The organism is Yinghuangia sp. YIM S10712 (genome assembly GCF_051388935.1).
Classification (GTDB): domain Bacteria; phylum Actinomycetota; class Actinomycetes; order Streptomycetales; family Streptomycetaceae; genus Yinghuangia.
The window spans coordinates 68,966-84,678 of sequence record NZ_JBPKBI010000009.1 but is presented as its reverse complement, the minus strand read 5'-3'; the positions used below and the strand labels follow the sequence as shown (position 1 = coordinate 84,678).

At 71.6% G+C, this 15,713-nt stretch carries 10 protein-coding genes; 5 read left to right on the top strand and 5 right to left on the bottom strand.

Annotated features, from left to right (window positions below; translation table 11 throughout):
- Nucleotides 1–387: 387 nt before the first annotated feature.
- The gene (locus ACRX5W_RS19485; RefSeq protein ID WP_436789485.1) at nt 388–3,354 is read left to right on the top strand and encodes an outer membrane protein assembly factor BamB family protein; all 2,967 of its coding nucleotides are present in this window, start codon (nt 388–390) and stop codon (nt 3,352–3,354) included.
- A gap of 78 nt (nt 3,355–3,432) precedes the next feature.
- On the opposite strand, the gene ACRX5W_RS19480 is transcribed toward ACRX5W_RS19485, so the two are convergent.
- The gene (locus ACRX5W_RS19480) at nt 3,433–4,722 is read right to left on the bottom strand and encodes a citrate synthase (protein ID WP_436789484.1); all 1,290 of its coding nucleotides are present in this window, start codon (nt 4,720–4,722) and stop codon (nt 3,433–3,435) included.
- Between the two features lie 1,296 nt (nt 4,723–6,018).
- On the opposite strand from ACRX5W_RS19480, the gene ACRX5W_RS19475 reads away from it, so the two are divergent.
- Nucleotides 6,019–7,797 carry a serine/threonine-protein kinase gene (locus ACRX5W_RS19475; RefSeq protein ID WP_436789483.1) on the top strand — a complete coding sequence of 593 codons (1,779 nt, stop codon included), beginning with the start codon at nt 6,019–6,021 and terminating at the stop codon, nt 7,795–7,797.
- 17 nt (nt 7,798–7,814) lie between these two features.
- Here the strand turns inward: ACRX5W_RS19475 and ACRX5W_RS19470 are convergent, their stop codons facing one another.
- The 3 genes from ACRX5W_RS19470 to ACRX5W_RS19460 form a co-directional block, all read right to left on the bottom strand.
- Complete coding sequence (locus ACRX5W_RS19470; RefSeq protein ID WP_436789482.1) at nt 7,815–9,095, bottom strand: hypothetical protein; 1,281 nt, start codon at nt 9,093–9,095, stop codon at nt 7,815–7,817.
- The gene (locus tag ACRX5W_RS19465; RefSeq protein ID WP_436789481.1) at nt 9,092–9,655 is read right to left on the bottom strand and encodes a UGSC family (seleno)protein; all 564 of its coding nucleotides are present in this window, start codon (nt 9,653–9,655) and stop codon (nt 9,092–9,094) included. Before ACRX5W_RS19465 ends, ACRX5W_RS19470 begins: the two co-directional genes overlap by 4 nt.
- 652 nt (nt 9,656–10,307) lie before the next feature.
- Entirely contained in the window at nt 10,308–11,168 is an 861-nt protein-coding gene (locus ACRX5W_RS19460) for an SAM-dependent methyltransferase (protein WP_436789480.1), read from the bottom strand.
- Nucleotides 11,169–11,420: 252 nt separating this feature from the next.
- Here ACRX5W_RS19460 and ACRX5W_RS19455 point away from each other — a divergent pair, with 252 nt between their 5' ends.
- Nucleotides 11,421–12,410, top strand: a complete 990-nt coding sequence (locus ACRX5W_RS19455) for a glutamate ABC transporter substrate-binding protein (protein WP_436789479.1) — start codon at nt 11,421–11,423, stop codon at nt 12,408–12,410.
- Nucleotides 12,411–12,471: 61 nt separating this feature from the next.
- Nucleotides 12,472–13,755: a DUF445 domain-containing protein gene (locus ACRX5W_RS19450; protein ID WP_436789478.1), complete on the top strand. Its 1,284-nt coding sequence runs from the start codon at nt 12,472–12,474 to the stop codon at nt 13,753–13,755.
- Nucleotides 13,756–13,771: 16 nt separating this feature from the next.
- Here the strand turns inward: ACRX5W_RS19450 and ACRX5W_RS19445 are convergent, their stop codons facing one another.
- Nucleotides 13,772–15,385: an acyl-CoA synthetase gene (locus tag ACRX5W_RS19445; protein ID WP_436789477.1), complete on the bottom strand. Its 1,614-nt coding sequence runs from the start codon at nt 15,383–15,385 to the stop codon at nt 13,772–13,774.
- A 130-nt stretch (nt 15,386–15,515) separates the two neighbouring features.
- On the opposite strand from ACRX5W_RS19445, the gene ACRX5W_RS19440 reads away from it, so the two are divergent.
- The coding region (locus ACRX5W_RS19440) for an aldehyde dehydrogenase family protein (RefSeq protein ID WP_436789476.1) at nt 15,516–15,713 on the top strand (198 nt) is incomplete at its 3' end.

Sequence of the window (15,713 nt, the reverse complement as noted above, 5' to 3'; positions counted from 1 at the left end):
CCCCCCCCCCCCCCCCCCCCCTCGCCGTTTCATGCGGGCCCCTGGTGCGAGCCACTTGTCTGCGCCACGTGGTGTGTGTTGCCCACGCCCCGCCCGTGCAGCGGGGAACAGCCGTGTGCGTGTGCCGTAGGGAAGGCCGAGCCGCCTTGATCAACGGCACCGCCGAGGGCGGCGACAACGACCGGGCCCACAGGATCGACGAGCCCGGCAAAGCAGCCAACTCGCGTGCGGGTTCTTGGGAGATGCGCGCGGCCCGTGTCGGCGTGACCGGCGACCGTGCGGGCCCCGATACGCCCGCCACCTGGGAATCGGTAGGTTGCCGACGACCCGCTTCGGGTCCGTGGCGGGTTCCTGGAACCCGGTTCCGGTCTCGCGCGTCTCAACGCAATGAAAGGTCCCGTGACACCTGCCGCAGTGGAGGGAACACCGTGGGCGCACGCGTCCACGGGCCGGTACTCTGCCACAGGCAGCAGGGGGATTCCGGACGCGGCGATCCGCGTCCCCGGTGGCTGCACGTCCGCCGGCCCGCCAGGCCGGCGTCAGATCTGTCGCAGCGAGGAACCGGCGGGGATGATGGGCGGTGATGGGGGAGAAATCGGGGGGATTGTGACCGAACACGAGTGGCCCGGGGAACCCCTTGCCAAGGGCGACCCGACCCGGATCGGGCCCTACACGGTCCTGGGCCGCCTGGGCGCCGGTGGCATGGGCCGGATCTACCTCGGCCGTTCGCCGTTCGGGCGGTTGGTCGCCATCAAGACGATCCGTTCCGAACTGGGCGGCGACCCGGGCTTCCGGGCGCGGTTCGCGCAGGAGGTCGCCGCGGCGCGGCGGGTGAGCGGCGTCTTCACGGCCGCGGTCGTCAACGCCGATCCGGACGCCGCGGTGCCGTGGTTGGCCACCGCGTACGTCCCCGCGCCGTCCTTGGAGACACTGGTCCGCTCCTGCGGCCCGCTGCCGCCGAGCGCCGTGCAGTGGCTCGCCGCAGGCATCGCCGAGGCCCTGGAGTCCGTGCACGCCGCCGGGCTCGTGCACCGCGATCTCAAGCCGTCCAACGTGCTGGTGGCCGGCGACGGCCCGAAGGTCATCGACTTCGGCATCTCACGCGCGGCGGACTTCGGCTCCCTGACCATGACCGGCGTCGCGGTCGGCACCCCCGCCTACATGTCCCCCGAACAAGCCCAGGGCGTCCGCGACATCACCCCGGCCAGCGACGTCTTCTCGCTCGGCGCGACGCTGGTGTACGCCGCGACCGCGCACTCGCCGTACCCGGACCGCAAGCCCGCCGAGGCTCTGCTGCGCCTGGTGACGGGCTCGGCCGACCTGACCGGGCTGCCCGAGGACCTGCACGACCTGATCAGCTCCTGCATGCAGCGGTCGCCCGAACACCGGCCCAGCCCCACGGAGTTGCTCACCCGGCTGGCGCCGGTGCTGGACGCGCAGAGCGGCTATTCCGACTCCGACAACCGGCTGCCGGAAGCCGCGGCGGCGATGGTCGAGCGGTTCGAGCGCCAGTACCGGCCCGCCGGCCAGCGCACGCCGCCGGTGAGGGAAGCCGCTCCGGAGCCTTCCCCTGAGGAAGAGAGCGACGAAGGCCTCGACGAGGACGACTGGGGCAAGCTTCCCGCCCAGGTCCGGAACGAGGCACGCAACGGCCAGGGGAACGCCGCCGGGCGCGCGCCGGGCCAAGACGGCCCCGGCGCGGGCCCGCGTGCCGCCGGGCCACAGCCCAACGGCGAGTCCGCGCAACCGAATCCGTCCGGCCGGCCCCCCGGTTCGCTGCCCCTCCAGCCGCACGACCGGCNGCCGGGCCAAGACGGCCCCGGCCCGGGCCCGCGTGCCGCCGGGCCACAGCCCAACGGCGAGTCCGCGCAACCGAATCCGTCCGGCCGGCCCCCCGGTTCGCTGCCCCTCCAGCCGCACGACCGGCCGGGCAGCCGCCCGCAACCGCAGCATGCAGCCGGGCAGTCGCCGCAGCACGCGCCCACCCCCCAGCAGGCACCGCCGCCGCAACCTCGGCCGAGCGGACAGCCGTACGGCCCGCCGCCCGGGCAGTCGGGCCCCGGTGGGCGACCGCCCGCGTACGGCCCGCCGCCCGGCCAGTCCGGGCCCGGTGGGCACCACGGCCCACAGCCGGGACAGCCCGCGTACGCGCAGCAGGCCCCGCCGTCGACCTATCCGCCGCCGGGGTCGCAGCCGCACCCGAACCAACGTCCGGGCGGGTCACCGGCCGCGGCCCCGGTCGGCGCGGTGCCCACGGAGCTCGCATTCCGCAAGGCACCGCCCCCCGCCGTGCCGACGTACGTCGCCGACCCCTCCGACGCGCCCCGCCCGCATCCGCCGACGCCGCGCACCCCGACGGGTCCCATGGAGGCGGCGACCGGGCAGCCGTGGCGCTTCGCGGCGACCGCGGAAATCGTCGCGCCGCCGGTGCGCGCGGGAGGGGTGCGCACCTCGCGAGTGCACGTGCACAGCAAGGACAACGGCCTGCACACGCTGCATCTGGCCACGCGCGAGTGGCGGTTCGACAGCAGCGGATGGTCGCATCCGCCCGCTGTCGAGGGCGACATGATGTACCTCAGCAGTCAGGACAACCACCTCTACGCCCTGGAATTGACGAGCCGTCAGTGGCGCTGGAGCTTCCCGACCGGCGGCGAGGTGGTCGCCGCTCCGGTGGTCGCGAACGGCGTGGTGTATTTCGGCAGCAGCGACAACGCGGTGTACGCGGTCGACGCCGCGAGCGGGCGCTGCCTGTGGCGCCACCAGACCCACGGCTGGGCGACCACGCCGACGGTCGTCGACGGCACGGTCTACTTCGGCAGCAGCGACCGCTGCGTGTACGCGGTGGACGCGGCGTCGGGGTGGGCGCGGTGGCGCTACCAGACCGGCGGGTGGGTCTCGGCGCCGACGGTGTCGGCCGGTGTCGTGCACGTCGGCAGCACCGACCACTACCTCTATCTGATCGACGCCGCGAGCGGCACCCTGCGCGGTTGGTTCGCCGCCCAGGGCCCGGTGGCGCAGCCGGCGGCGGCCGGCGGGGTGTCGTTCTTCGGCAGCGGCGACGGCGGCCTCTACGCCGTCGACGTCAACACGACGCGCACGGTGTGGCGCTACAGCACCGACGGTTGGGTGACCTCGCCCGTCGTCTCCGGCAACACCGTGTACGCGGGCAGCAGCGACCACACCGTCGTGGCGGTCGCGACCACGGGCGAGCCGCGGTGGAAGTACACCACCGGCGGCCGGGTGACGTCCCCGATCGTCGCCGACGGACTGGTCTTCGTCGGCAGCGGCGACCGGCACCTGTACGTCATGGACGCCGCGACCGGAGGAGCCCCCCAGACCCGGCGCGGTGCCTGACGATCACACGAAATACCAACGGCCGACCGGGACTTCGATCTGAAGCCCCGATCGGCCGTTCGGTTGTCCGTACGAGGGTCAGCGCGCGCCGAGCGGCACGTAGTCGCGGATCGGCGCACCGGTGTAGACCTGGCGCGGACGCCCGATCTTCGACGCCGGGTCGTCGATCATCTCGCGCCAGTGCGCGATCCAGCCGGGCAGCCGGCCGAGCGCGAACAGCACGGTGAACATCGTGGTCGGGAAGCCCATCGCACGGTAGATGAGCCCGGTGTAGAAGTCGACGTTCGGGTAGAGCTTGCGCGACACGAAGTAGTCGTCCGACAGCGCGACTTCCTCAAGCTGGAGCGCGATGTCCAGCAGCTCGTCGCGCTTGCCGAGCCGGCTGAGGACGTCGTCCGCGGCCTTCTTGATGATGCGGGCGCGCGGGTCGTGGTTCTTGTAGACGCGGTGCCCGAAGCCCATCAGGCGCACGCCGTCCTCGCGGTTCTTGACCTTGCGGACGAACGCGCCGACGTCACCGCCGTCGGCCTTGATGCCGTCGAGCATCTCCAGCACGGACTGGTTCGCGCCACCGTGCAAGGGCCCCCACAGGGCGTTGATGCCCGCGGAGATCGAGGCGAACAGGTTGGCGTGGCTGGAGCCGACCATGCGCACGGTGGAGGTCGAGCAGTTCTGCTCGTGGTCCGCGTGCAGGATCAGCAGCTTGTCGAGCGCCGAGACGATGACCGGGTCGGCCTTGTAGTCCTCGGACGGCACCGCGAACGTCAGGCGCAGGAAGTTCTGCACGTAGTCGAGGTTGTTGTCGGGGTAGAGCAGCGCCTGCCCGACCGACTTCTTGAACGCGTAGGCCGCGATGGTCGGCAGCTTGGCGAGCAGCCTTATGGTCGAGATGTGGACCTGGCGCTCGTCGAACGGGTCGTGGCTGTCCTGGTAGAAGGTCGAGAGCGCGCTGACGACCGACGACAGCATCGCCATCGGGTGCGCGTCGCGCGGGAATCCGTCGTAGAAACGCTTGACGTCCTCGTGCAGCAGCGTGTGCTTGGTGATCTCGTCCCGCCAGGCGTCGAGCTGCGTGGCGTTCGGCAGCTCGCCGTAGATGAGCAGGTACGCGGTCTCCAGGAAGCTGCCTTGCTCGGCCAACTGCTCGATCGGGTAGCCGCGGTACCGCAGAATGCCTTCTTCGCCGTCGATGAAGGTGATCGCGGATTTACACGCCGCCGTGTTGACGAAGCCGCCGTCGAAGGTCACAAGGCCGGTCTCGGCCCGTAGCTTGCCGACATCGATGGCGTTGTCACCGATGGTCCCTTCGACCACCGGGTAGGTGTGCTCGTTTCCCTGATAGCGCAGTACTACCGAGTCTCCGCTCATGGCTGGGTCCCCTACTTCTCGGCTCAGGCTCCGACACCTGCCCGGATCGTGTCCGGCGGTTCCGGCTTTCGTGACATGTGTGCACCAGTACGAATAGCAGGCGCACCATCCCGCGCCGCAACCGGCTCCCACCTCGGGGTTCAAACCGTGAGACGCATCACGTGACCCCTGGCCACACCCCGGTGATGCCCGGTCGGACGCCCGGCAATCCCCGCGGAGCCGGATCCTCTCGCGGACCGCGTCGACACGGCCCGACTCCCGCCCACGCTACGGCGTGACCCACCGCGAGACCACTCGGACCACCCCGATTCGCCCCGCGCACGCAGCGTGACCGAACGAACCATCTCACGCTTCCGCCACAGCCGTTGTGAGATTCCGGCCTGCGCCGGGCCGCTGCCCCCGGCGACCACACGGCGCTCAACGTTCGCAACAGTGACACCAGTTGCACCGATAAGCGAACACGAACAGCCACACGCAATTGACGGAAGGTGAACGTCGGGCCCGATGTGCGGCATGCGGCACACACAGTGCTCGTACCGCCACACGCCCCGCTTCGCAATCGACGAGCGACAACGAGGAGCGGCAACGAGGAGCAGGGGGCGAGGCCCAGCGAGACAGTCTTGGCTGCGCCCGAGTCGGCCCAGCGAGCGAAGGTGCGCCGGCTGCCGAGGAAACGTCAGCGGTCGTCGCGGGGCTTCGGTTGGTGCGGGTCGGCGTATGCCCGAACCCTCCCCTGGCGTCGGCACGCGGACCCGCCCGGCACGGCGGCCGAAGGGCTCACCGCAGGCACCTGGTCCGACCGCGTCGACGGCACTTCCGAAGGCATGCGTGCTCGCTGGGGCGGGCGCCGTGGCGAGTCCCACGTGATCGCGGGGAGCGAGGACGAGCGGAACCCCGCAAATCACGCTTCGGCCGCAAGAAGCAAGAAGCAAGAAGACAAGGCAGCGGCAGCGGCAGCGAGGGCAGCGGGCAGCCCGCTTGGAGCATGGCTTGGCAGCGCCGGAGGCAACGAAGCAGGCGGCAGGTGCAGGCACGTCCCGAGACAGGATCGTATTTTCGGGACGCGATGAGCAAAGGTCCGAACACCGCCCTCCCGCAGCAGGACAAGGCAGCGTCACAGCCTGGGAACAGCCCTCATCGCCACCGCTGTCCGCACGCCGCGGCCCGTTCCGCAGCGATAGGCTGCGGCACACTCACGGGCCTCCACCTGCGTGTTCGCGGACACGCCGGGGTGCCGCGCGGTGCGCGGAGCGGGCCTCGTGACGGTGTGTCGGCGAACATGCGGAGGGGTCTGCGATGGAAGCGCTGAAGCCGGGCGACCCGGGGGTTGTGGGGCGGTATCGGCTGTCCGCGCGGCTGGCCGGCGGAAGGCTCGGCACGGTCTTCCTCGGCAAGGCGCGTGACGGTGGTGCGGTGACGGTTCGCCTCGTACGTCCGGACCTGGCGGCCGACAAGCGTTTCGTCGAGCGTTTTCGAAAGACGACCGAGGCGGTGCGCCGTATCGACGGCCTGCACCTGGCGCACGTTCTCGACGCCGACCCGGACGGCACTCCCCCGTGGCTGGTCACCGAGTACGCGCCCGGCATCACGTTGGAGGAGGCCGTGGCCACCCACGGGCCGCTGCCCGAGGATGCCCTGCGCGTGCTCGGATCCGCGCTCGCCCGCGCGTTGGTCGCCGTGCACGCCGCGAAGGTGGTCCACCAGGGGTTGGCGGCCGGAACCGTGATGTTGACGCAACACGGCCCGCAGATCATCGACTTGGGGCTTCCCGCGCTGTTGGGTGCGGACGCCTCGACCGCGCTCCCGGCTCCCGAACAGGCGACCGGCGGCACGGTGACCGCAGCGACGGACGTCTTCGCGCTCGCGGGTGTGGTGTGTCAGGCAGCCGGAGTCGCGCCGTACGGCAGCGTCGGGGCGGCGGAGATCGCCCAGAAGGTTCTGCGTACCACTCCGGACCTGGACGGTCTGCCTGCGGATCTTGCGGAGCTGCTGGCCCGTTGCTTCGCACGGCGCCCGGACTCTCGGCCGACGGCGGCGGAGCTCGTGGAGCTCTTCGACGGCGACGACGCGGCGGGAACGGCCTGGCTGCCGAAGGGGGTTGCCGCCGCGGTGGAGGCGGCGGCCCGGGTCAGGCCGCCCAAGCCGAAAGCGGCACCGGCCGATGCGCCACCGAAGGCCGCGTCGCCCGAGGCAGAGCGAAGCGCCGAGCCCCCGAAGCCTGTTGCTCCCGAAAACGCGTCGGACGACGACGCGACTGAATCGGTGGAGGACGGCGAAGAGACCGTCGAGGTCGGCGTCGCGGAGGCGGTGCCGCAGTCACCTGCGGTACCTGCCGCCGCCGAGCCTCAGGATGCCGCCAAGTCCGCTGCGGCGCCAGCGAGTTCATCGGCCTCACCGTCGTCGGACGACAGCGGCGACGAGACCGACGATGAGACCGGCGATGACATGACCGGCGATGACGAGACCGCCCCCGTGGCCGCCGCCGGAACTCCGGCATCCGTGGCCGCGGAACCGACGGTCGCGGTCAAGAAGCCACTGGATCAGCCGCAGCTCCTGAGGCCCCGCAAGCCGCCCGCGCCCCCGGCACCCGACGCCGACGCGGCGGAGGCACCGAAGGCTGCCCGGGCCGCCCGGGCCGCGTCCCCGACCCCTTCGGCCCCGACCGAGGCGGCCTCGCCGACCGCGAATGCGGCACCCACGGTGATCGCGCCGCGCTGGAGCCCCGCCGGACCGGCGGAGGCGGCCCCGCCTGCGCCCGCCGTCTCTTCCCCGGCCGTGCCTTCCGCACGGCCGGAGAGCGGTGTTCCAGGCGCCGGTGCCGCCGCGCCCGCCAAGCGGCAGGCGAGCGCCGCCGTCTGGTACGCCGTGATCGTGCTCGTCGGCCTGACCTCCGCCGGGCTGGCGGTCTACCGGCTGCTCGACAGCGACTGGCGCGATCTGCAGAATCCGGTCATGGGCCTCGTACTCCCGGGAGTGTCACTGGTGTTCGGCCTCGCGGGCCTCGTCGTCCTCGCCCTCGCGGTGAACGATCGGCGCAAGTCGTCCGGCAACGCGCAGGGCACGTCGGCTTCCTGATCAGGCGCCGGCTCCGACTACCGCACCACCTCGGCGCTTTGCATCTCGCTCTGCACGAAGGACGTCAGCGCGGCCCCGTGCAGCCCGCCCAGGCCCCCGCACACCACCGGGACGAACTGGTCGGGCCGCGCGGCCAGCGCCACGCGTCCCCGGGCATCGACGCGTCCCCTTCCGTGCAGCATGTCGGCGCCGGGTTCGGGAAAGACGTCGACGGGCTGCCAGGCGTGTTCCCACACATAGGTCTGGAAGTCCTCGGCCGTGCCGAACACTTCGCCGAGTCGCGCGGCCCACTCAGGGTTGAGCAGCAGCACGATCTGGCCGCTTCCCCCGGCCGGCTCGTGGAACCAGGTGTTGAGCGGGGACGCCACATTCTTGGCTATCGAGCAGGCCAGGTCCCGCGGGTCCTCGTGGTCGGCGTCCGTGAACGGGAAGACGCCTTGGCCGCCGTGCACGGACACCACCTCGGCGTGTGCGGGGAAGCCGCGCCGCCGGCTCAGTGACGGCCACGGCGAGTGCTCCTCCCATTCGCCGAAGCACAGGCCGAAGCGCGCGGGTTGCCCGAAGACGGTGTAGGGGGTGTCCCCCGGACGCCGGCCGCCGATGTTGCGCAGGCACAGCGCGACCGCGCGGCCGATCGTCATCGAGCCGCGTCCCGCGGCGCCGCCGAGGCAGCCCGCCCGGTAGTCGATCCCGTGTGTGTCGCGGGCCGGACCGTTGACGATCAGCATCGGGAAGACCCCCGACGTCGCGGTGGTCAGCGCCGCCGCGTTCCACTCCGGGACGAGCAGCGCTTCGAGCGCCGCGATCACGTACGGGAACGCTCGCGGCTCGACGCCGGCCAACGCCGCGTTGATGGCGACGAGTTCCACGGTCGCGAGACCGAACCGGGGTGGCAGTGCGCCGAGTACCCGATCGCCGCGGTACGGGGTCGCGGCGAGCAGGGCGTGCACGTACTCGTCGGTGGCCGGCAGCACGGGAGCGCCATCGCCCCAACCGCCGTGCAGCGAGGCCTCGTACAGCGCGGAGCCGCCGTCGTCGTCGACCTCCAGGACTTCGGCGGTCAGTTCGTACGGCCGGCCCAAGGCGACGCTGCGCAGTGCCGCTCCGGCCATGCTGAGGTGCCTGCGTCCCTTGTCCGTCCTCGTGGTGGCCTTGCCTGCGTCGTCGCGCTCGTTCTCGCGGCCGGGACGGCCCGGGTCGCGCACCGCGTCACGGCCCGCGTCACGGCCCGGTTCCCGGCCGCTGTCGGGCCGGACCGCGCTGCCGCTGTCCTTCGGCTTGGTCGTTCTGCCGCTCACGGTGTCGCCCCCAGGAGTTCGACGAATCTCGGGTAGTACTCGGCCGCCATGTCGCGCAGTTCGTCGGCGGTCCGGCCTTCGACGGGATAGGGCAGCACGAGGATCTTCAGACTGGGGTGCCCGAGAAACGACGCCATGTTGCGTGCGTGCGCCTCGAACTCGCGGCACACCGCGACGACCGCGGGGCGGCGCAGGCGCTCCAGGACGACCGCGTCGCTGACGCTGTCGGAGGTGAACGAACCGCATGTGCCCAGTCCCGAGACGCCGCAGTCGACGCGCCGCGCCCAGTTTCTGACGTCCTTGCGGATCCGGTCCCGCTGCCCGCCGGAACGGCCCTTGGCGAGCAGAACGTCGGGCACGGCGCCGTCGTCGCGCAGGAAGCGCTGCCACTCCGCGACGATGAACGGCCACGACGTGCCCGACGCCTCGTAGCGGAGACCGACGACACGGCCGCGCAGCGGGCCGTCCAGGGTGAAGGACGGCGCTCCGATGTCGAGGGGCGGCCGGGCGACGGGCAGCCGTACGCGCAGTCTGGCGCGATCCGTCGAATTGTTGCCCATGGTTTCCCCCTTGGATGGGCTGGGTCGGCACGACTTTCCGGGTGGTACGCCCGTCGTTCACCCACGGCCGGCGGTAAGGCGGACAGCGGGGAAGCGGGAAGGCCCCGGTTCGGGTGGCCGCCGACGCCTGGCTCGGCGCTGCGGTGGAGGGTTCAGCCGGCCGGGGCGCCGGGTGTGCGACGGGCGTCGCTCCGGAGGATTCCGAGGGTCCGGGGTGTGTCCTGCCGCGGCGCGGCCTCGCGGGCCGCCGCCTTCTCGTCCATCGCTCCTCCGGAGCCGTGCCGTGCCCGTGCGGGTGCATCAGATCGCCCCCCGCCATGCGTAGCACGGAAACCGACAGTGGGTCGGCCGTTGTCGGGAGTTGGCCGAAAGTCACCGCGATCATCCGGAGGGCACCCCCTCGGAAGTGATCCCCGTTTCTCCGGCGATCACACCGGCAACGCGCCGAACTGCCCTTCGGAGCCGTGTGATTCGCGCCGAAGACGAGCACGCGGGCGGTTTGTCGTGTGCTTCGGACGGTGTTCGCCCGACCGCGGGCCCTCGATCCGGGGAAAGGCCCGACCCGCCTTGAGCGTTCCAGGCAGGGCGGCGCCCGGACAAAAGGAAGGTTCCGCTGGGACGTTCCGCCGCAGGGCCGGGGCACTGCCCGGCGTCAGTGCTTGAGCAGGACGGCCCCGAACGCGGAGGTCTCGGCGAGTTCTTCGGGCGTCGGCACGGGAGTTCCCGGCTCCGGCCGCCACTGTGTGACCCGGACGAGCCCCGGGTCGACCGGCGTGAGACCGGTCAGCAGTGCGGCGACCTCGTCGTACGTGCGGGGCACGACCGGCGCGCTGGCCCGCTCGTACACGTCCTCCGCGAACTTCTTCAAGTCCTCGGACCGGTACGTGACGTGGCTGACGATCAGCGCGCTGCCGGGTGCCAGCGGCGCGCACAGCCGCGAGATGATGCCCGCCGGGTCCTCGCTGTCGCGTACGAAGTGCAAGACCATGCCGAGGACGACGGCCACGGGCCGTGTGAAGTCGATGACGTCGCGGACCTCGGGCGAGGCGATGATCTTCTCGGGTTCGCGCAGGTCCGCCTGCACGATCGTGGTACGGCCGCGGGGATCCCCCGAGATCAGGGCGCGGGCGTGCGCGAGCACGATCGGGTCGTTGTCGACGTAGGCCACGCGCGCCTCGGGCGCGACCGCCTGCGCGACCTCGTGGACGTTGCCGTCGGCGGGGATGCCGGTGCCGACGTCGAGGAACTGCCGGATGCCGAGTTCACCGGCGGCGCAGCGCACGGCGCGGGCCAGGAAGTCGCGGCCGGCCCGGGCGACGGTCGCGGCTTCGGGGGCGGCACCGAGGATGAGGTCGGCGGCGGCACGGTCGGCCGCGAAGTTGTTCTTGCCGCCGAGGTAGTAGTCGTACATGCGGGCGGGATGGGCCGTGGTGGTGTCGATGCCCTGCGGTACGTGGGTCTCGACCTCGTCCCCGCGCGGCAAACGCCAAGGCTCGGAATCCCGTTGCGTCATGGCCCGACCTCCCGCCGGTACGTACTGACGTACGACGCAGCGAGCCTACCGGTCACCCGTCGGGGCGGTTGCCGAACTCCGGTGCCGCGCAGGTGTTCTGCGGCCCCTGCGGTGAAGTGTCCGGTGTTTTCCCGTGATCGGGGCGCCGAGGTGATGCGGGAAGTCCATCGATTCCGCGAGGCCGATGGCGCCGCGGCACAACGCTCGTCGACCATGGGTGCCGTCGGTCGCGGACCATGTCGGGTGGGGGCCATGCGCACGAGGACATCGGGGCGGTTTCGTATCGCCGTACTGATCCCGCTTGTTGCCCTTGTCGCCGGTTGCACGTCCGACACCGACCCGGTGGCGCCCGTCGTCGCGGTGTCGCCGGTGCAGGTTCCGGCGGCGGTGCCGGCCGTGCCCGGCGACTACCCGACGGTGGCCGCCGACGACGACTGCGACCCGCGCGAAACCCTCACGCCCCTGGCCGAGTTGCCGCCGCCGGGCGAGATGCCGGCCGGCTCGACGATGGAACGCATCCTGAGGAACGGCCGGCTGCGCGTCGGGGTCGACCAGAACACGATGTTCTTCGCGTCGCTGCTGCGCCATTCCCGTTCCGACGAACTCCAGGGCTTCGACATAGAGATGGCCAAGGCCGTGGGCCGGGCGATCTTCGGTGCCGACGGCCATGTCGACTATGTGGTCATCACGCAGGCGCAGCGGATCCCCGCGCTGCGCAGCGGGCAGGTGGATCTGGTCGTCGACACGATGACGATCACATGCGCCCGCAAGAAACAGGTCGCCTTCAGCGGCAACTACTACGACGACGGACAGAAGGTCCTGGTGCCGTTCGACTCCGAGGTGAAGGAGATCGAGGACCTCGTCGGGCGGCGCGTGTGCACGGCCCGTGCCACGACGTCGATCGTGGCGCTGCGCGACGCGGGCGTCCTGCCGTACGCGGTCGACAACTGGACGGACTGCCTGGTGGCCTTGCAGCGCGGCGAGGTCGACGCGGTGTCCACGACCGGCGCGCTGCTGGGCGGCCTCCGGGCCCAGGACGCCGACACCCGCATCACGGGCCGGGCGTTCACCGACGAACCCCACGGCATGGCGGTGCCGCTCGGCCAGGACGACTTCGTGCGGTTCCTCAACGCTCTGCTGCGCGACATGATCGCGGACGGTGACTGGCGGAAGCTGTACGACGCCTGGCTGCTCGCTCCGCTGGGCGACCAGCCGCCGCCGGTGTCGCGGTACGCGGGGTGACTGCCGCCGGTCGGCCTGTCTTCCCGCACGTCGGACCGGGCACCGTCACACAATGGCCGCCATGGATGATCACGCCACCGGTGCCACCGTCTCGCGGACCACCTCCGAGCAGGAGAAGGCACGCGGTGTGCGGCGCATGAAGACGATCGCTGCGGGCTTCCTGCTGTTCGCCACGGTGGTCTTCGTGGTGACGCGGTGGTTGGAGTCGCGCGGCGCGGGCGCCTGGTCGGGCTACGTGCAGGCGGCGGCCGAGGCCGGCATGGTCGGCGCGATGGCGGACTGGTTCGCGGTGACCGCGCTGTTCCGCCGGCCCTTGGGGCTGCCGATCCCGCACACGGCGATCATCCCGACGCGCAAGGACGCTCTCGGCCACAGCCTCGGCGAGTTCGTCGGTGACAACTTCCTGTCCGACGCGGTCGTGCGGCGCAGGCTGGCCGCGATGGCCGTCTCGCTCCGCTTCGGCGCGTGGCTCGCGGACGAGCGCCACGCCCGGCGGGTGACCGGGGAGCTGTCGGCGCTGGCCCGCGCGGCGCTGACCATCCTGCGGGACGAGGACGTGCGCTCGGTCTTCGCGCAGGCCATCACCCGGCGGGTGTCGGCCCGTCAGGTCGCCCAGCCGATAGGCGCGTTGCTCGGGCGGGTGGTCGCCGACGGGGGCCACCACGGGCTGGTGGACCTGGTCGTCGACAAAGCCCACGCCTGGCTGGTCGACAACCGCGCGGCCGTCTTGCGGGTGGTCTCGGAGGAGTCGCCCGACTGGTCGCCGGGGTTCCTGGACCGAACGGTCGCGAACAAGGTTCACCGTGAGCTCGTCCGTTTCGCGGCGGCGGTACGCGACGACCCCCGACACCCGGCTCGCCTGGCCGTCGACGCGTTCCTCACCGACGCCGCCGACGACATGCAGCACGATCCGCGCATGATCGCCCAGGTGGAGCAGTTGCGCGACCGCACCCTCGCGCACCCGCAGGTGCACGAGCTGATCGCCTCGGTCTGGACGGCGGCCCGCGAGATGCTGGTAGAGGCGACCGAGGACCCGGACAGCGAGTTGCGGGCCCGCGCCACCGAGGCGGTCCGCGCGTTCGGCGAGCGGTTGGCGTACGACGCGCGCATGCGGGCCAAGGTCGACGCATGGCTGGCCGACGGCGCGGTGTACGTGGTGTCCCGCTACCAGTCGGAGATCACCGCGCTGATCAGCGACACGGTCCGCGCGTGGGACCCGGACGAGACGTCCCGCAAGATCGAGTTGCACGTCGGCCGCGACCTGCAGTTCATCCGCATCAACGGCACGGTGGTCGGCTCGCTGGTGGGGCTGGCGATCCACACCGTGGGCGAATTGCTGGTCTGAGCCCGCGCGCGGCGGCTCACGGCCCGGCCGACAGCCGTTCGGCGCGGGCCTTCGCGGCGCGCAGGTCGACCTTCCCGGCGGCGGTGCGGGCGATCGCGTCGACGAGGTGGATCCGCTTGGGGACCTTGTAGCCCGCGATCAGGGTGCGGGTGTACGCGCGGATGTCCTCCGGGTCGGGGGCGGCGCCCTCGCGCGGCACGACCAGTGCTGTCACGCGCTCGCCGAAGCGGGGGTCGGGGACGCCGACCACCACGGCGTCGAAGACGTCGGGGTGCCCCTTGAGGGCGGCCTCCACCTCGTCGGGGAACACCTTCTCGCCGCCGGTGTTGACGGTCGCACTCCCCCGGCCGAGCAGGGTCAGCGTGCCGTCCGCCTCGATGCGGGCGTAGTCGCCGGGCAGCACCCAGCGGCGGCCGTCGGAGTCGACGCGGAAGGTGGCGCGGGTCTTGTCTTCGTCGCCGTGGTAGCCGAGCGGGATGTGCCCGGTCACCGCGAGGCGGCCGACCGCTCCCGAGCCGGGTTCGACCGGGCGCAGGTCGTCGTCGAGCACGGTGGTGGTCGCGGAGGACGCGAACCGGGTGGTGCCTTCGGAGACGTCGGCCTGCCGGGCCGCCGCGCCGGTCTCGGATGCGCCGAAGCTGTCGGCGACGAGGAGCCCCGCCTTTTCGAGTTGCCGGCGCACGGGGGCGCTCATGGGGGCGCCGCCGTTGCTGACGGCGACGAGCGAGCGGAGGTCGTACTTGCCCTGGTGGCGTTCGTACCAGTCGGCCAGCGGCCGGGCCATGCCGTCGCCGATGACCGCGATCGCGAGGGCCTTCTCCTTCTCCGCGAGGGCCATGACGGCGTCGGGGTCGAAGTGGCGGCCGGTCCACAGCAGGTAGGTGTTTCCCATGTAGAACGTGTTCCACATAGACCACTGTCCGCCGCCGTGCATCATGGGCGCGAGGCTCATCGTGACGAAGGCGTCGGAGGCCGCGGCCTCGGCGGCGAGTTCGGCGGGGGACGCGACCGGTGGCCGCCCCACTCTGCCGGCCTGGAGGGCGGCGAAGAAGATGTCCTCGCTGCGCCACAGCACGCACTTCGGTATGCCGGTGGTGCCGCCGGTATACAGCCCGTACAGGTCGTCGCTGCTGCGGGCGCCGGTCCCGCGCGCCGGGGAGGCGGTGGCGAGTGCTTCCTCATACAGGACTTCGCCCGGGACTCGGGTCGCCCGATCCGTGCCGTCCTCCAGGACCACAACGTGGCGCAGGGCGGGGAACTCCGGTGCGAGGCGGGCGACCGTGTCGGCGAAAGCGCGCTCTACGACGATCGCGACCATGCCGGAATTCTCGTACAGGTAGCGCAACTCGGCTTCGACATAGCGGTAGTTGATGTTGATCGGGACCGCACGGGCCTTGTGCGCGCCGATCATGGCCTCGATCCACTCGGCCCGGTTCCAGGCATGGATGCCGACGAACTCCCCGGCTCTGATGCCTGATTTCCTCAAGTGCTCGGCGAACCTTGCGGCCCGCTCGTCGAGTTGGCGATACGTCAGGCGCACGTCGCCCGCGATGAGCGCCAACCGCTCGGGCACGGCGTCGGCCACGGCCTCGAAGAGGTCGGCGAGATTGAACGACGGGCCGGCACTCATGGCTACCCCCGACAACGACTGAAACAGGTTTCAGAAACATACCCTTGACAAGGTCAAAAACATAGCCTGAGGCTGGAGCCGGCACGGACTGAGACAGGACACCGGGCACACAGGGGATCGGGAGTTCCGGATGCGTGTTCACGACAAGATCTTCATCGGCGGCACGTGGGTGGAGCCCGCCGGCACCGACACGTTCGAGGTGCACAACGCCTCCACGGAAGAGGTGATCGGACGGGTCCCGGCCGGCACCGAGGAGGACGTCGACCGCGCGGTGGCCGCCGCGCGCAAGGCCTTCGAGGGGCCGTGGGCCAAGTCCACCCCCGACGAG